Genomic DNA, 15,568 nt, shown 5'->3' on the forward strand with positions numbered 1-15,568 from the left:
ATATGCTCACCGCCAGCATTGCGGCTTTCGAAATCCGTTATCAGCTGAAAAACCCGGTGTTCTGGGTTTCAGCGCTGATCTTCCTGCTGATCGGCTTCGGCTTTGCCGCAAGCGAAAATGTCAGCTTCGGCACGCCCGGCTCGGTGCATGAAAACTCGCCCTATGCGGTTGTGTTCGCGCTTGGGCTGCTGGCGACCTTCTACCTGTTCGTCATCACCTCGTTTGTCGCGAATGCCGTGGTGCGCGATGATGCGACTGGCTTTGGCCCGATGATCCGAGCGACACCCGTGGGCCGTATCGCGTTTCTGGCCGGACGTTTTCTCGGCGGGCTGGTGATCGCGATCATCGGCTACTTGGCCGTGCCGCTCGGGATAGCGCTGGGTGCAGCCATGCCGTGGGTCGATCCGGAGACTGTGGGACCGGGCGGGTTCATGACCTATGCCTGGCCGTTCCTGATTATCGCCATACCCAACCTCATTCTCTCGTCGGCCCTGCTGTTCAGCCTCGCGACCATCACGCGGTCCATGCTGGCGAGCTATCTCGGCGTGCTGGTGCTGGTGATGGGTTACCTCGTTATCAGCGTGATCCTGTCGGCCGATCCCAGCTATCAGGATGCGATTGCCCGTTACGAACCGCTCGGAATGGGCGCGATCGGTGAGGTTTCGCGTTACTGGACAGCGGCCGAGATGAACACGCGCCTGATCCCGCTTGAAGGCAATCTGCTGTTCAACCGCGTGTTCGTGCTCGTGCTGTCGGTGCTGTTCCTCGGCATCGCGGCGGCCCGTTTCAGCATGACCGAACGGGCGCCCTCGCGCTGGCGCCAGCGGCGGCTGGCCAAGCAGGCTGCCAAGGCGGCCAAGGCCGGTGACGTGGCCCCGCGCGTGCTGACCGCACCGGTGCAGCGCAGCTTCGGAGCCGGCCATGCCATGCAGAGCTTCTGGGTGCGTCTGAAGTCCGAAGTGTTGCTGGTGGCCAAAAGCCCCGGCCTGATTGTGCTGTTGCTGATCGGGCTGGCCTTCTCCGCGATCAATCTTGCCTTCGGCCAGACCACCTTCGGCACCCCGTCCTATCCGCTGACCGCCGACGTCATCACCGTGGTGCTGGGCAACATGTTCCTGTTCAGCCTGATCGTCGCGGTGTTCTATGGCGGCGAACTGGTGTGGCGCGAGCGCGACGTGAAGATCGGCGAGATCGTCGATGCAACCCCGGTTCCGGCCTGGGCGATGTTCGTGCCGAAAATCCTCGCGATCTTTCTGGTGCTGTTGGCGATGTCGCTGGTCGGCATGCTCACGGGCATTGGCTACCAGCTGCTGAAAGGTGCGCCGAGCATTGATGCCGGGCTGTATCTGTCTGCCTTCGTCGTGCCGCAGAGCATCGACCTCCTGCTGATCGCAGTGCTGGTGGTGTTCTTCCAGGTGCTCAGCCCCAACAAGTATATCGGCTGGGGCCTGTTTCTGGTGTGGTTCGTGGCGCGGATCTTCCTGTCGAACCTCGGCTACAGCAATATGCTCTACAACTTCGGCGGCACGCCGGGTGAGCCGCTCTCCGACATGAACGGCACCGGCGGCTTCTGGGTCGGGGGTCTGATCGCGAGGGCTTACTGGGCGTGTTTCGGGGTGCTGCTGCTGGTGCTGTCGCACTGGGCCTGGCCGCGCGGTACGGTGGTTGCGGTGGTGCCGCGTCTCAAGGGCATGGCGCGGCGAATGACGGCGGCATCAGGCGGGATCGCGCTGGCGGCTGTGGCCGGTATGATCGGCACCGGCTGGGTGATTCACCAGAACATCAAGGTGCTCAACACCTATGAGACCGCCGACGAGGCGGAAGCGCGCACGGCCGAGTATGAGCGCAAATATCTGAAGTTCGCCGCGCTCCCGCGTCCGGTCGTCACCAATGTCGCCTTCGACGTGGAAATCTATCCCGACGAACGGCGAATGAATGTGACCGGCCATTATGACCTGCGCAATGATAGCGGGGTGCCAATCACCGAGGTGCACGTCCGGCAAGGCGATGACGCGGTGGAGTACAAGCGGCTCGACATTGCAGGGGCAAAGCTGGCCTCACATGACAAGCGCCACTTTCATCGCATCTACCGCTTCGACACCCCGCTGGCGCCGGGCGCGACCACGCGGCTTGATTTCACCTCGCGGGTTTGGCGGCGCGGCTTTGCCAATAGCGGGGCGGCGACCGATATCGTCGACAACGGCACCTTCGTGAACAATTCGGTGTTCGCGCCCATCATCGGGATGGACCAGCGCGGACTGCTGCAAGATCGCACCGCGCGTCGGCGGCAAGGCCTGACGGACGAGCTGCGGATGGCCAAGCTTGAGGACGTGAAGGCGCAGGGCGAGAACTACGTCCACTCGGACTGGGTCAATTCGCGCATCACCATCAGCACGGCGGCCGATCAGGTGCCGATCGCGCCGGGCAACAAGATTTCGGACGAAGTGAAGGGCAGCCGCCGCATTGCAGTGTTCCAGAGCCCGGCGCCGATCCTCAACTTCTTCTCTGTGCAATCGGCGCGCTATGCCGTGGCCGAGAAGCAGGCGGGGACTGTGCTGCTGAGCGTCTACCACGATCCCAAGCACGCCTGGAACGTGCCCGCGATGCTCAAGGCAATGGAGACCTCGCTCGGCTACTTCGAGCGCAATTTCGGCCCCTACCAGTTCGGCTATGCGCGGATCATCGAATTCCCCGGCTACGACAGCTTCGCGCAGGCCTTTGCCGGGACCATGCCCTATTCCGAAAGCATCGGCTTTGCCGCCGACGTGCGCGATCCCGAAACCATCGACTATGTTTCCTACGTCACCGCGCATGAATTCGGCCACCAGTACTGGGCGCATCAGGTGGTGGGCGGGGACATGCAGGGTTCGACCCTGCTGTCGGAAACGCTGGCGCAATACTCCGCGCTGATGGTGATGAAGCAGCTCTATGGCGAGGACAAGATCCGCCGCTTCCTGAAGTTCGAGCTCGACCGCTATCTTGAAGGGCGCAAGGGCGATGTGCTGGACGAACAGCCGCTGATGCGGGTCGAGAACCAGCAGCACATCCACTACCGCAAGGGCAGCGTCGTGATGTATCTGCTCCAGCACCGGCTGGGCGAGGACGCCGTGAACCGGGCGCTCGCGCGGCTGGTGGCGCGTTACAGGTTCAAACCCGCGCCCTATCCGCGCAGCCTCGATCTGATCGCCGAGCTGCGCAAGGAGGCCAAGACGCCTGAAGATCAGGCGCTGATCACTGATCTGTTCGAAAAGATCACGATCTATGATCTGAAGGCGAAGGAAGCGGTGACGACCCAGCTCCCCGATCGCACCTATCGCACCCGTATCACCATCGAAGCGGCCAAGTTCACCGCGGACGGCAAGGGCAATGAACGCCCGGCACAGTTGGCCGAGAGCATCGAGGTTGGGGTCTTCACCGACCGGCCGGGGTCAGGCGCCTTTGCCAAGGCCAACGTGCTGTCGATGAAGCGCTATCCGATCCGCAGCGGCAAGCAGGTGATCGAGGTCGTGACCAAGGGCAAGCCGACCTTCGCGGGGATCGATCCCTACAACTTTTATATCGACCGAGATTCGGACGATAATCTGGTGCCGGTGACGTAACACTTCTCCCCCCTCCCCTTGCGGGAGGGGGTCGGGGGGAGGGGGCTTCCTCGGCAGAGGATATATGGCGAGGCTATCGGCCTCGACCCTTCCCCCAACCCCTCCCGCAAGGGGAGGGGAGTTAAAGGGCTTTAGCTCTCCGGCCCCAGTTCCGGGTCAAAATCCCGCGGCCGGGCGAAGTGGACCAGTTCGGCGCAGTAGCGCTTCAGATCGGACCAGTGCTCGATATCGCATTCCAGCACGGCGTAGGCGGCGGTCGGGAATTTCACGACCGCTTCCTTGAACAGCGCGTTCTCCTTGCCCGGCGCGACCAGTTCCAGCAGCACGTCCTGCAATCCCGGATTGTGGCCGGAAATGAGGATCGCTTTCGCCTCGTCGTCGCCGCTGCCGGCGTGGGCCTCGATTGTCTCCACGATGGTGTCGAAGCTGGCGAGGTAAAGCCGCTGGTCATAGATCACCGGCACATCGGGCAGCGCGCCTTCCAGCGTCAGCTTCACCCGCACCGCAGGCGAGGCGATCAGCCGGTCCCACTTCACCCCGTGGTCGCGAATATGCTTGCCGATCAGTTCCGCGCCCTTCTTACCGCGCGCGTTCAGCCCGCGGTCGAAATCGCGCTGGGCGGTGTCGTCCCAGTCGGACTTGGCGTGGCGCAGAAGGCCGAGGATCTTCATGGCAGCAGGGCACCTTGCGCAAGGGACGTAGGATTGCCCACAACACCAGCCGCGAGGCGTTGTAAAGCCTGATCGAGCGTCACGCGCAGCACCGGGGTGCCGGGAGGGAAAGCTGACAGCAACCGTGACGGGAAGGCAGGGGAGAGCACAATGAAGTGCCCTGCATCATCCTTGCTGCGGATCAACCGCCCAAAGGCCTGCGCCAGCTTGGCGCGGATGATGCGGTCGTCATAGGCCGAGCCGCCGCCTGCCAGCCTGCGCGCCTTGTGGAGGATATCGGGCCGTGGCCACGGCACCTGCTCCAGCACCACGCAGCGGAGCGAATGGCCGGGAACGTCCACCCCGTCCCGCAAGGCGTCGGTGCCGATCAGGCTGGCGCGCGGATCGTCGCGGAAGATATCGACCAGTGTGCCGGTGTCGATCGGGTCGACATGCTGGGCATAGACGGGGAGGCCCGCGCGGGCGAGGCGGTCGGCGATCCGTCCATGTACCGCGCGCAAGCGGCGGATGGCGGTGAACAGGCCCAGCACGCCGCCGCCCGAAGCCTCGATGATCCGGGCATAGGCACCTGCCAGCGCGGGCAGATCGCCCTTGGCAACGTCGGTGACGATCAGCACTTCGGCGCGGGTCGCATAGTCGAACGGGCTTTCGGCGGCCGAGAGCAGCGGCGTGCTTTCGACATGCGCCGCGCCCGAACGCTGGATCGCGCTGGCCCAGACGTCATCGCTTGGTGTGCGGTCGGTGAGAGTGGCGCTGGTCAGCAGCACGCCGTGCGCGGGTTCAAGCACCACGCGCGCAAAGGGCTTCATCGGATCTAGCCAGCGGCGGTGAATGGCGACATCGAACTCGCGCGCGTCGGAGCGGTCGACCGCCAGCCAATCGACGAAATCGGGGTCAGCCGGGCCGCCGAGCCGCGCCAGCAGCGCTTCCCACGCGCTGAGCAGATCAATCCGCCACGCCAATGCAAACCGCGCCCCTTCGATCCGCGCGCGCCCTTGGGCGTCGAGCCAGTCGGGCGGTTCGGCCAGAATTGCCTCCAACCGTCCGCCCAGCCGGATCAGCGGCACCCGGATGCTGGCGAGCGCTTCGGCGGCTTTGCTGGCAGCCTCGATCACTTCGCCCGGCAGGCCCGCCGCCTCGGTCTCGATCCCGTAGCCTGCGTCAATCCCGCCGCTTTCGTCGCGGGCATAGGTGGCGGTGCGCACGGCGGCGAGCAGGGCTTCGACCGGGCCGAAGGGCGCGTTTTCGGCAAGGCGTTGCAGCCACCCGTCGCTGGGGAGCAATTGCCCGGCCTTGCACGCGGCGGCGATGGCTTCGGCCCCGGCCTCGTCATAGCTGGCAATATCGGCGAGCCGTGCGGCCAGCCCCCGCCTGCGTCCGCGCGCCTCGCGTTCGGGGCCGATGATCCACCGGCGCAGTTCGATGGTTTCCTGCCCGCTCAGCGTGGCGGCGAAGGTCGAATCCGCCGCGTCGAATACATGGTGCCCTTCGTCGAAGATCAGCCGCGTCGGGCGCTGGTTCGGATCGCGCGCGCGCGCAGCGTTGACCATCACCAAGGCGTGATTGGCGATCACCAGATCGGCCTGCGCTGAATCCCGCGCGGCGCGTTCGATGAAACACTTCCGGTAATGCGGGCACCCGGCATAGATGCATTCTCCGCGCTGGTCGGTGAGCGCCGCGATCCCCCGCTTGCGGAACAGCGTGCCGAGCCAGCCCGGCAGGTCGCCGCCCACCATGTCCCCGTCACGGGTGAAAGCGCCCCAGCGCGCCACCAACTGCGCGAGGATCGCTGCCCGGCCTGCGAACCCGCCTTGCAGCGCGTCCTCCAGATTGAGCAGGCAGAGGTAATTCTCCCGCCCCTTGCGCACCACCACTGGTGGTGATCCGTCCGCACGCTTGGCAGGCCACGCCCGGCGGCTTTCGGCGCGCAGCTGGCGTTGCAGGTTCTTGGTGAAGGTCGACACCCACACAGTACCGCCCGATTGCTCGGCCCAGAGCGAGGCGGGCGCGAGGTAGCCCAGCGTCTTGCCGATTCCGGTGCCCGCCTGCGCCAGCCCGAGATGCGGGCGGCCTTCGCGCAACCGCGGGGCGAAGATGCGCGCGGCGTCCTTGGCATAGGCGCGTTGACCTTCGCGCTGTTCGGCGCCGTCACCCGTCAGCCGCGCCAGCTGTGCCTCCACCGCAGGCGGGGTCAGTTCCACCTGGCGCGGGGCCGGGCGCTCGCCCGCTTCTTCCCATTCGGGCAGCTTGGCGAACAGCCAGCGCTCGGCCTTTTCGGGTTTGGCGATGTGCGGCCGCAGCACCTGCGCCCACGGCCAGCGCAAGCGCTCCAGCGATTGCACCGCGCTCCACGCGCCTTCGCGCTCGAACCATTCGGGGTCCTGACACGCCGCAATCAGCGCGCCGGCCGCCAGCTGGAGCATTTCCGGCACGGCCGCATCGTTCTCCGGCACCGGCAGGCCCAACGCTTCGGCCAACCCGCGCGGGGTCGGCACGCAGAAACGGGCGGGGTGGATGAAGGCGAAAGCCTCCAGCAGATCGAGGCCCGACAGGTCAGGATATCCCAACCGGCTCGCCACCAGCGGCGCGTTGAGCATCAGCACCGGCGTATCGGCGGCGGCCATGATCGCATCGCCCTTCGACACCGCGTTGGTGCGCCCGTCGGCTGCACGCAGCCAATGACCGCCGTGGCTGGCATGGAGCGCCGGCAAGGGCAGAGCGTCGGGCAGGGTAAAGGGAGAGGTCACAGTGCCTTAAATGGGCGAGCGACCGTCACTTGTAAACGCAAGGTGCGCCTGCTGTGCCCCGCCGGGTGTCCTACAGGGCGGCGGCGGGCTACAGAAACGAAAATGGCGGGCGATGATGCGGCAACATGCCGCATTTCCCCCTGTCCGTCCGCGACCGGTTTTCGAGTATAAAGCTATGATAGAAAACAGAAATATCGGTTTTTACCAAGGTGACAGGGTGTAACCTTTGTCACCTTTCCGCCGCCCATTCCGCTTGCAAGCCTTTGCTCTATCCCTAATAGCCGCCCCACTATGACCATCACGCCCGAAGCCCTTATCGCCGCCGCACAGAACTCCAAGGCCTGGCCGTTTCAGGAGGCCCAACGCCTTGCCAAGCGCTATCCGGAAGGCAAGCCCGGCGGCGTGCTGTTCGAGACCGGCTATGGCCCCTCGGGCCTGCCGCATATCGGGACGTTTCAGGAAGTGCTGCGCACCACGCTGGTGCGGCGCGCCTATGAGGCGCTGACGGGCGGCGCTGCAACGCGGCTGGTCGCGTTCTCCGATGACATGGACGGGTTGCGCAAGGTGCCGGACAATGTGCCGAACCGTGCCATGCTGACCGAACATCTCGGCAAGCCGCTGTCGCGCATCCCCGATCCGTTCGAAAAGTTCGAAAGCTTCGCCGCGCACAACAACGCGATGCTGCGCGACTTCCTCGACCGCTTCGGGTTCGAATATGAATTCGTCAGTTCGTCCGATTGCTACAATGGCGGCAAGTTCGATGAGGCTCTGAAGGGCGTGCTCGCCAATTTTGGCGCTATCCTCGACATCATGCTGCCCACGCTGGGCGAGGAACGCCGCCGCACCTATTCGCCGGTCATGCCGATTTCGCCGACCACCGGCGCGGTGTTGCAGGTGCCGGTCGAGGTGGTGGACGCCGCCGCCGGGATCATCCGCTTCACCGATGAAGACGGCAGCACCGTCGAACAATCGGCCCTGGGCGGCATGGCCAAGTGCCAGTGGAAGGTCGATTGGGCGATGCGCTGGGTCGCGCTGGGCGTCGATTACGAAATGTACGGCAAGGACCTGACCGACTCCGGCATCCAGTCGGGCAAGATCGCCCGCGTGCTCGGCGGCACCAAGCCCGAAGGCCTGATCTACGAGCTGTTCCTTGACGGGAAGGGCGAGAAGATCTCCAAGTCCAAGGGCAATGGCCTCTCGATCGAGGAGTGGTTGCAATATGGCAGCGAGGAGAGCCTCGGCCATTACATCTTCGCCAATCCCAAGAGCGCCAAGCAGCTGCATGCCGGTGTGATCCCCAAGGCGGTGGATGATTACTGGCAGTTCCGCAGCGCCTTGCCGGGGCAGGAAATCGACAAGCAGCTGGGCAACCCGGTGTGGCACCTGCTGCGCGCGAACCAGTCTTTCGCCGGCGCGGAAGCTCCCGGCGCGGGCGATACGCTGCCGGTGCCGTTCAGCCTGCTCTTGAACCTTGTGGGCGTGCTCGGTGCGGGCGCGACGCGGGAGGCGGTGTGGTCTTACCTCGGCAATTACGTCGAGGGTGCCGATCCGGCGGCGCACCCGGCGCTCGATGGGCTGGTGGGCAAGGCGCTCGCCTATAACCGCGATTTCGTCGCGCCCACGCTGGCCAAGCGCGCGCCGGTCGGCGGCGAGGTGGGGGCCTTGCACGCGCTCGACGCGGCGCTGGCCGAGGCTGATCCCGCCACCAGCGCGGAAGACCTGCAAACCATCGTCTACGAGATCGGCAAGATCGAGGAGTTCGGCTTTGCAAGCCTGCGTGACTGGTTCAAGGCGCTCTACGAGACCCTGCTCGGATCGGAACAAGGCCCGCGCATGGGGAGCTTCATCGCGCTTTACGGCATTGCGCCGACCCGACAGCTTATTGCCGAGGCGCTGGCAAAGGCATGAGGCGCGAGGCCGATCCGCACCAGCTTGCGCGCGACCTGCTGGGCCGCGAGTTCGATGATCTGGAGGCGGACGAACAGCGCGTTTTGCGGCGGGTCGCCTCCGGCAGCTTCACGGGCCGCGATGCCGATGAACTGGCGCAGGGTCATGACACCTGGAGCGACCGGCTGGCAGACCGGGTTGCCGCCGTGGGGGGCAGCTGGGGCTTCATCATCGGATTCGGCGTGGTGCTGGTTCTGTGGACCACGCTCAACAGCGGGGCCTTGGAGCTGATGGGGGTGCAGCCGTTCGATGCTTACCCCTTCATCTTCCTCAACCTGATCCTGTCGATGCTGGCTGCGGTGCAGGCGCCGATCATTCTGATGAGCCAGAACCGGCAAGCCCGCAAAGACCGCATCACCGCGCGCCACGATTACGAAGTGAACCTGCGCACGCAGCTGGAAATCCTGCGGCTGGCCCACCGGGTGGAGAAGCTGGCGCAGGCGGCGCACGCCGAGCGCAAGGAAGCCGCTGAAGTCGCGCCGAAGGATTGAGCGCTCCGGAGGGTTTCCTACCGCCACGCGCGGGTGCGATACCACTTGGTGATGATGTATTTCGCGCCCCGCTCCACAGGCAACCCGGCATGAAGCGTCGCTTCGTTGGGGCAGCCATCGGGCAGGGCGTTGTTCCACAGCAGGAGCACACCCGGCTTGGGCTCGATCTGGATGCCAAGCGCGGTGAAGGCGGTCGCCCCGCCAGCCTCGACCGCGTTGAGATAGGCCATCGCCGTCCACGACCGCTGTCCGCCGCGCGCCTTTTCCTGCGGCCAATAGCCTTCGGTCACGTAGAACCAGTCATTATGCGGCTTGAACTGCTGGCCCGGGAAGTAACGCTGACCCTGCACCGGCTCACCGATCGCAGCCTCGACGCCGAGCAGATCGTCGATCCGCTGCGAGATGGCGGCCACCAAGGGATCTCGCGGATCAAGATCGCCCGAATAGGAGGTGCGAAATCCGCTCGCGTAGTCCAGCTCATGCAGTGCCGAGGGCCGCGCGACCGCGTCGATCATGGCGCAGAGCCGGGTACATTCATCCGCGCTAAGGAAGTCACCGATGGCGAACAACTCGACCGGTTCGGCGGGCACCCGGTAGACAGCCGGATTGTCCGCCAACCGCCCGCGCACCAGTTCGCCGAGGCGGGCGAGGGCGTTCTGGTCAGGCACGGACGCGGTCATCACCGCCGGGTAGCAAGCCGGCTTCCGCAAAAAAAGCCCCGCCGGATCGCTCCGACGGGGCTCGTTTTCGTCTCTGACAACTTACCAGAAGAAGTCGTGGATCACGTCAACCACTTCGCCGGTGTAGATGTCGACCAACACCACATCGTCATAATACCGAACCCACTGATAAGGGCCGTAGGCCGGGGGCAGGCGGTAGGCGTAGGGATCGTTCAGGAAGAACCGCGGCTGGAAGAACAGGCTGTCGAGATAGAAGCCAATTCCCACCCGGCTGTAGCGGTGCGACCGGAACGGCGCATAGTAGGGACCGGGGCGGAACAGGTAGCTGTTGCTGCGCCGCCAATCGGTCCAGCCATAGCGCCGGTCATTGCGCCAGCTGTTGTTCCAGCGGCGGAAGTCGCGGTTGTCCCAGCCCGGGCGGCCGTTCCAGCTGTGGCGCCAATCGTCACGCCGCCAGTTGTTCCGGCCATCGCGGTAGTTGTCGCGGCGGCCATCGCGCCAGTCGTTACCGCGTGCATCGGCACGGCGGGCATCGCGGGCGATGTCGCGTACCTGACCGTTGAAGCCGCCTCCGCGATTGTCGAAGCGGCCATCCCGGCGCCCGTCGCGGCCATCGCGCCAATCGTCACGGCGGCCGTCGACCCGGTCGGCCCGGCGGTCACCGCGATTTTCGATGCGGTCAGCGCGGCGATCCCCGCGGTTTTCGACCTGATCCGCCCGGCGATCGCCGCGGTTTTCGATTCGGTCAGCGCGCGCATCGGTGCGGCGGTCGACCCGGACAGCAGCACCATCGCGTCCGCGCCGGTCAAGCTGGCCGGCACGGATATCGCCGCGCTGTTCGACCCGGTCGGCTCGCTGTTCGCTGCGACGGTCTATGGTCTCGGCGCGCCGCTCACTGCGACGGTCGACCTGATCTGCGCGCGCTTCGCTCCGGCGGTCGATGCGCTCGGCCCGCCCAGCGCCCCCGCGGTTGGGGCCATTGGCACGCTGGGCTGCCTGAACTCTGGCTGCAACGTCGCCGCCGAAGCCGCCCTGAGCCGGACGCGGAGCGACCGCACGTTCGGCCCGCTGAGCGGGAACCGGACGCGGGGCAGCGGCCCGTTCAGGCCGGGGTGCGTCGACGCGTGCAGCGCGCTGCGGCGCGGCGCGTTCAACCTGCACCCGCGAGGGGGCGCTGCGGTTTTCCGCCCGGGCCTGCTGGCGCTCGGCCCGCGCCTGCTGCCGGGCTTCGCCGCGACCGTTCTGATAATCCTGCGCAGCGGCAGGGGTGGCGGGAAGGGAGAAGGCGAGCGCCACGGCCAAGGCCGCGAGCGATCCGCTTCTCGAAAAGAGAGTCATCATTGGGAATGCCTCCAAAAGAGCCGGCCCACCACAACCGGCTTGTTGAGATGATGTGTATTACGATTCGCAGACTGTCGCAGGGATGAACCGGCTCGCCGATGTTCAGAAAAAATGCGATGAATGTGAACATCGGCGCCGGTGCTTGACGCCGCAGGCTTTGCCGCCAAAGGCGTGCGCCATGTTTGAAGCGCTCGACGAAGTCCTCACCGATTGCCGCAACCGCCTGATTCGTGCGCCGCGTGACCGTAAGTCGCCGATGCACACGCCGGTGATTGTGACCGGTGATGTCGATGCGCGGGTGATGGTGCTGCGTGCCTTCGACAGCGAGCGATGGACGCTGCGGCTTCACACCGATGCGCGCGCGCCCAAGGCAAAGGTGGTCGCCGCTGATCCGCGCATTGCGGTGCTGTTCTATGACAAGGGCGCCAAGATCCAGATACGCGCCCGCGGCACGGCGGCAATTGTCACCAGCGGTGCCGAGGTCGACGCGGCCTGGGGTTCGAGCACCAATTTTGCGCGGCGCTGCTATCTGGGCGACGGGCCGGGCAGCGGCTCGGACGCACCGACATCGGGCCTGCCTGCGGAGTTCGAAGGGGTCGAGCCCGATGACGCCCAGCTCGTCCCGGCGCGGGAGAATTTCGCCCTCCTGCGGATCACGCTCACCGCATTCGACTGGCTCTATCTTGCGCATACCGGCCACGTCCGCGCGCAGTTTGCCCGCGCGGCGACTGGTGACTGGGAGGGGCGCTGGGTTTCGCCCTGAACGCCAACGCGACGCGATCAGGCCGGGTTGATTGGCCCGGCCCGAAGGCGAATCAGCGCGTCAGCTTCTTGTAGGCGAGGCGCGTCGGACGGTCGGCCGCGTCGCCCAGACGGCGGCGCTTGTCTTCCTCGTAAGCTTCGAAGTTGCCTTCGAACCATTCGACATGGCTGTTGCCTTCGAAGGCGAGGATGTGCGTGGCGAGGCGATCAAGGAAGAAGCGGTCGTGGCTGATGACCACAGCGCAGCCTGCGAAGTTCTCGATCGCGTCTTCCAGAGCGGCCAGCGTTTCGACGTCGAGATCGTTGGTCGGTTCGTCCAGCAGCAGCACGTTGCCGCCCTGCTTCAGCATCTTGGCCATGTGCACGCGGTTGCGTTCACCGCCCGAAAGCTTGCCGACGTTCTTCTGCTGATCCGCGCCTTTGAAGTTGAACGCGCCGACATAAGCACGCGTGCTCATGTCCTGACCGTTGACCTTCATGTAATCGAGGCCATCGCTGATTTCCTGCCACACATTGTTGGCAGGGTTCAGGTGATCGCGGCTCTGGTCGACATAGCCGAGGTGAACAGTCGAGCCGATCTCGATCGTGCCGCTGTCCGGAGTCTCCTTGCCGGTGAGGATCTTGAACAGCGTCGATTTGCCCGCGCCGTTCGGCCCGATCACGCCGACGATCCCGCCCGGGGGCAGAATGAAGCTGAGGTTTTCGAACAAGAGCTTGTCACCATAGGCCTTGGTGATGTTCTTGGCCTCGATCACCTTGCCGCCGAGGCGCTCGGGCACCTGGATGACGATCTGCGCCTTGCCGACCTGGCGGCTGTCCTGGCTGTTCTGGAGTTCTTCGAACTTGCGGATACGCGCCTTGGACTTGGTCTGGCGCGCGGCGGGTGTCTGCCGGATCCACTCGAGTTCGCGCTGCAACGCCTTGGTCTTGCCGCTTTCCTCGCGGCTTTCCTGCTCCAGACGCTTGGCCTTCTTTTCGAGATAGGTCGAATAGTTGCCTTCGTAGGGGTAGTACGATCCGCGATCGAGTTCGAGGATCCATTCGACTACGTTATCAAGGAAGTAACGGTCGTGGGTGATCATCAGCACCGCGCCGGCATATTCCTTGAGGTGGTTTTCGAGCCACTGCACGGATTCTGCGTCGAGGTGGTTGGTCGGTTCGTCCAGCAGCAGGATCGAAGGCTTCTGGATCAGCAGCCGGGTCAGCGCGACGCGGCGCTTTTCGCCGCCCGACAGGCTTTCCACGGGCCAATCGCCCGGCGGGCAGCGTAGGGCTTCCATCGCCACTTCGAGCTGATTGTCGAGCGTCCAGCCGTCAACGGAATCGATCTTGTCCTGAAGCTCGCCCATTTCCGCGCCGAGGGTTTCGAAATCGGCATCGGGCTCGCACATCAGCGCGCTGATTTCGTTGAAGCGGTCGACCATGTCGGCGATCCCGCGCGCGCCGTCCTTGACGTTTTCGAGCACGGTCTTGCTGTTATCCAGCTCCGGCTCCTGCTCAAGGTAGCCGACGGTGATGTTCTCACCCGGCCAGGCCTCTCCGGTGAAGTCCGTGTCGATGCCGGCCATGATCTTGATCAGGGTCGACTTGCCCGCGCCATTGGGGCCAACGATGCCGATCTTGGCGCCTTGATAGAATTGCAGCGAGATGTTCGAGAGCACCGGCTTCTGGGCACCGGGGAAGCTCTTGGTCATGCCCTTCATGACATAGGCGTATTGCGCGGCCATCGGATTGGTCCTTCGGGATCGATAAATCGGGTGGTGAGGTTTGGCTGCGCAGATAGGGAAGGGGAAGGGCGAGGGCAAGCGGCTAGACTTAGCCGCGGGGCGGGGATAGCAACCTGCGCCATGAACCGCATCACACCCGCGCTTGCCGCGCTTTCGCTCGCTCTGCTTTCAACTGCTGCTCTGGCCCAGACCCCGACGCTGGAAACACAGGCGGATGCGGCGCTGGAAAGCGACACCTTCGCCTGGGATTTCGTCGAGGGGATCACCACCGAAGTCGGACAGCGTCAGGCCGGCACCGAAGCCGAGGCGCGCGGACGGGCGTGGGCAGTCCAATGGCTCAAGGCAAACGGCTTCTCGAACGTGGCGGACGAGCCGTTCATGATGTCGACCTGGGTGCCGGGCGAACCGGGCAAGGCCGAGATCGTCAGCCCCTATCCGCAGAGCTTCGCCATCGCGCCACTGGGTGATACCGCCTCGACCGGGCCGGACGGGATCACAGCCGAAGTGGTGATGTTCAAATCCGTCACCGACCTGGTCGCTGCCGCCGAAGGCAGCCTGAAGGGCAAGATCGCCTTTGTCAGCAACGCCATGACCCGCACGCAGGACGGCAGCCAGTACGGCTTTGCCGGGCCGACGCGCTGGGTTGCGGCGGGCATCGCAGCGAAGAAAGGCGCAGTCGCGACTGTCATCAAGTCGGTCGGCACGGATAGCCACCGCAATCCGCACACGGGCGGCACGGACTTTCCCGAGGGGGTGACTCCCACCCCGGCAGGCGCGTTGAGCAATCCCGATGCGGCCAACCTTGAACGGATGTTCCAGCGCGCGGGCGGTAAGCCGATCACCATGAAGCTTGTGCTCACCCCGCGCTTCGTCGGCCAGACCGAGAGCGGCAACGTGGTCGGCGAGATCGTGGGCCGCAATCCCTCGCTCCCGCCGGTGCTGCTTGCCTGCCACCTCGATAGTTGGTGGAACGGTACGGGTGCGATCGATGATGGCGCGGGCTGCGGGATTATCGCCGCAGCGGCCCACAATGTGAGCAAGGCGGGCCAACCGCTTCGCACCATTCGTGTGCTGTTTGCCGGAGCAGAGGAGGTCGGGCTGTTCGGTTCGGTAGCCTATAGCAAGGCGCACATCAGCGAGCCCATCGCGGTGGGCCTTGAAAGCGATTTCGGCGCAGACCGCATCTGGCGCTTCGACAGCAATTTCCGCGAGACCAATCCAGCGCTGCACAAGAAGATCGCGTTGGCCGTAGCCCGCTTCGGGGTATCGAGCGGCAGCGATGTCGCAGGCGGCGGCGCTGATCTCAACATCGTGCGCGACCAGAAGGGCGCGCTGGTCGATCTCCAGCAGGACGGCACCCGCTATTTCGACCTGCACCACACGCCCGATGATACGCTCGACAAGATCGACATTGTGCAGCTGCGCCAGAACGTCGCGGTGTGGACTCAGGTGGTCGGTATTCTGGCAAATGAAGGCATGTCGATCCAGACCGGCACCCCGATCCCCTCGGCCCCGGCGATCGCGGGCCAATAGCCTCGCAAGGCTGGCCGCGCCGGGCGCATAGAGCTCGGCCCGCCTATCACTTCAGCCGCTTGGGAACGCG

10 protein-coding genes are annotated in these 15,568 nt (G+C 65.1%); 5 read left to right on the forward strand and 5 right to left on the reverse strand.

What is annotated here, in order from left to right; all coding sequences use genetic code 11:
- Positions 1–2 precede the first annotated feature (2 nt).
- On the forward strand, positions 3–3,599 hold the full coding sequence (locus tag GVM20_RS02330) for an ABC transporter permease/M1 family aminopeptidase (protein ID WP_166545692.1): 3,597 nt from the start codon (positions 3–5) through the stop codon (positions 3,597–3,599).
- A 131-nt stretch (positions 3,600–3,730) separates the two neighbouring features.
- Here the strand turns inward: GVM20_RS02330 and GVM20_RS02335 are convergent, their stop codons facing one another.
- The gene (locus tag GVM20_RS02335) at positions 3,731–4,270 is read right to left on the reverse strand and encodes a SixA phosphatase family protein (RefSeq protein ID WP_166545693.1); all 540 of its coding nucleotides are present in this window, start codon (positions 4,268–4,270) and stop codon (positions 3,731–3,733) included.
- Positions 4,267–6,894, reverse strand: a complete 2,628-nt coding sequence (locus GVM20_RS02340) for an ATP-dependent DNA helicase (RefSeq protein WP_234031815.1) — start codon at positions 6,892–6,894, stop codon at positions 4,267–4,269. The genes GVM20_RS02335 and GVM20_RS02340 overlap by 4 nt, the downstream gene beginning before the upstream one ends.
- A 414-nt stretch (positions 6,895–7,308) precedes the next feature.
- Here GVM20_RS02340 and GVM20_RS02345 point away from each other — a divergent pair, with 414 nt between their 5' ends.
- Positions 7,309–8,925, forward strand: coding sequence for a lysine--tRNA ligase (locus tag GVM20_RS02345; RefSeq protein WP_199799405.1), 1,617 nt, complete (start codon positions 7,309–7,311; stop codon positions 8,923–8,925).
- Positions 8,922–9,455 carry a DUF1003 domain-containing protein gene (locus tag GVM20_RS02350; RefSeq protein WP_166545694.1) on the forward strand — a complete coding sequence of 178 codons (534 nt, stop codon included), beginning with the start codon at positions 8,922–8,924 and terminating at the stop codon, positions 9,453–9,455. The genes GVM20_RS02345 and GVM20_RS02350 overlap by 4 nt, the downstream gene beginning before the upstream one ends.
- A gap of 17 nt (positions 9,456–9,472) precedes the next feature.
- Here the strand turns inward: GVM20_RS02350 and GVM20_RS02355 are convergent, their stop codons facing one another.
- Together GVM20_RS02355 and GVM20_RS02360 are read right to left on the reverse strand one after the other, a co-directional pair.
- The gene (locus tag GVM20_RS02355) at positions 9,473–10,135 is read right to left on the reverse strand and encodes a prolyl hydroxylase family protein (protein ID WP_166545695.1); all 663 of its coding nucleotides are present in this window, start codon (positions 10,133–10,135) and stop codon (positions 9,473–9,475) included.
- A gap of 81 nt (positions 10,136–10,216) precedes the next feature.
- The gene (locus GVM20_RS02360) at positions 10,217–11,476 is read right to left on the reverse strand and encodes an RcnB family protein (protein ID WP_234031803.1); all 1,260 of its coding nucleotides are present in this window, start codon (positions 11,474–11,476) and stop codon (positions 10,217–10,219) included.
- Positions 11,477–11,654: 178 nt separating this feature from the next.
- On the opposite strand from GVM20_RS02360, the gene GVM20_RS02365 reads away from it, so the two are divergent.
- Positions 11,655–12,239, forward strand: a complete 585-nt coding sequence (locus GVM20_RS02365; protein ID WP_166545696.1) for a pyridoxamine 5'-phosphate oxidase family protein — start codon at positions 11,655–11,657, stop codon at positions 12,237–12,239.
- A gap of 52 nt (positions 12,240–12,291) precedes the next feature.
- Here the strand turns inward: GVM20_RS02365 and ettA are convergent, their stop codons facing one another.
- A complete protein-coding gene (ettA, locus tag GVM20_RS02370) occupies positions 12,292–13,965 on the reverse strand; it encodes an energy-dependent translational throttle protein EttA (protein WP_166545697.1) in 1,674 nt (557 codons plus the stop codon).
- A 120-nt stretch (positions 13,966–14,085) separates the two neighbouring features.
- Here ettA and GVM20_RS02375 point away from each other — a divergent pair, with 120 nt between their 5' ends.
- Entirely contained in the window at positions 14,086–15,498 is a 1,413-nt protein-coding gene (locus tag GVM20_RS02375; protein ID WP_166545698.1) for a M28 family peptidase, read from the forward strand.
- Positions 15,499–15,568: the final 70 nt, after the last annotated feature.

Source organism: Porphyrobacter sp. SLTP (genome assembly GCF_009905735.1).
Classification (GTDB): Bacteria; Pseudomonadota; Alphaproteobacteria; order Sphingomonadales; family Sphingomonadaceae; genus Erythrobacter.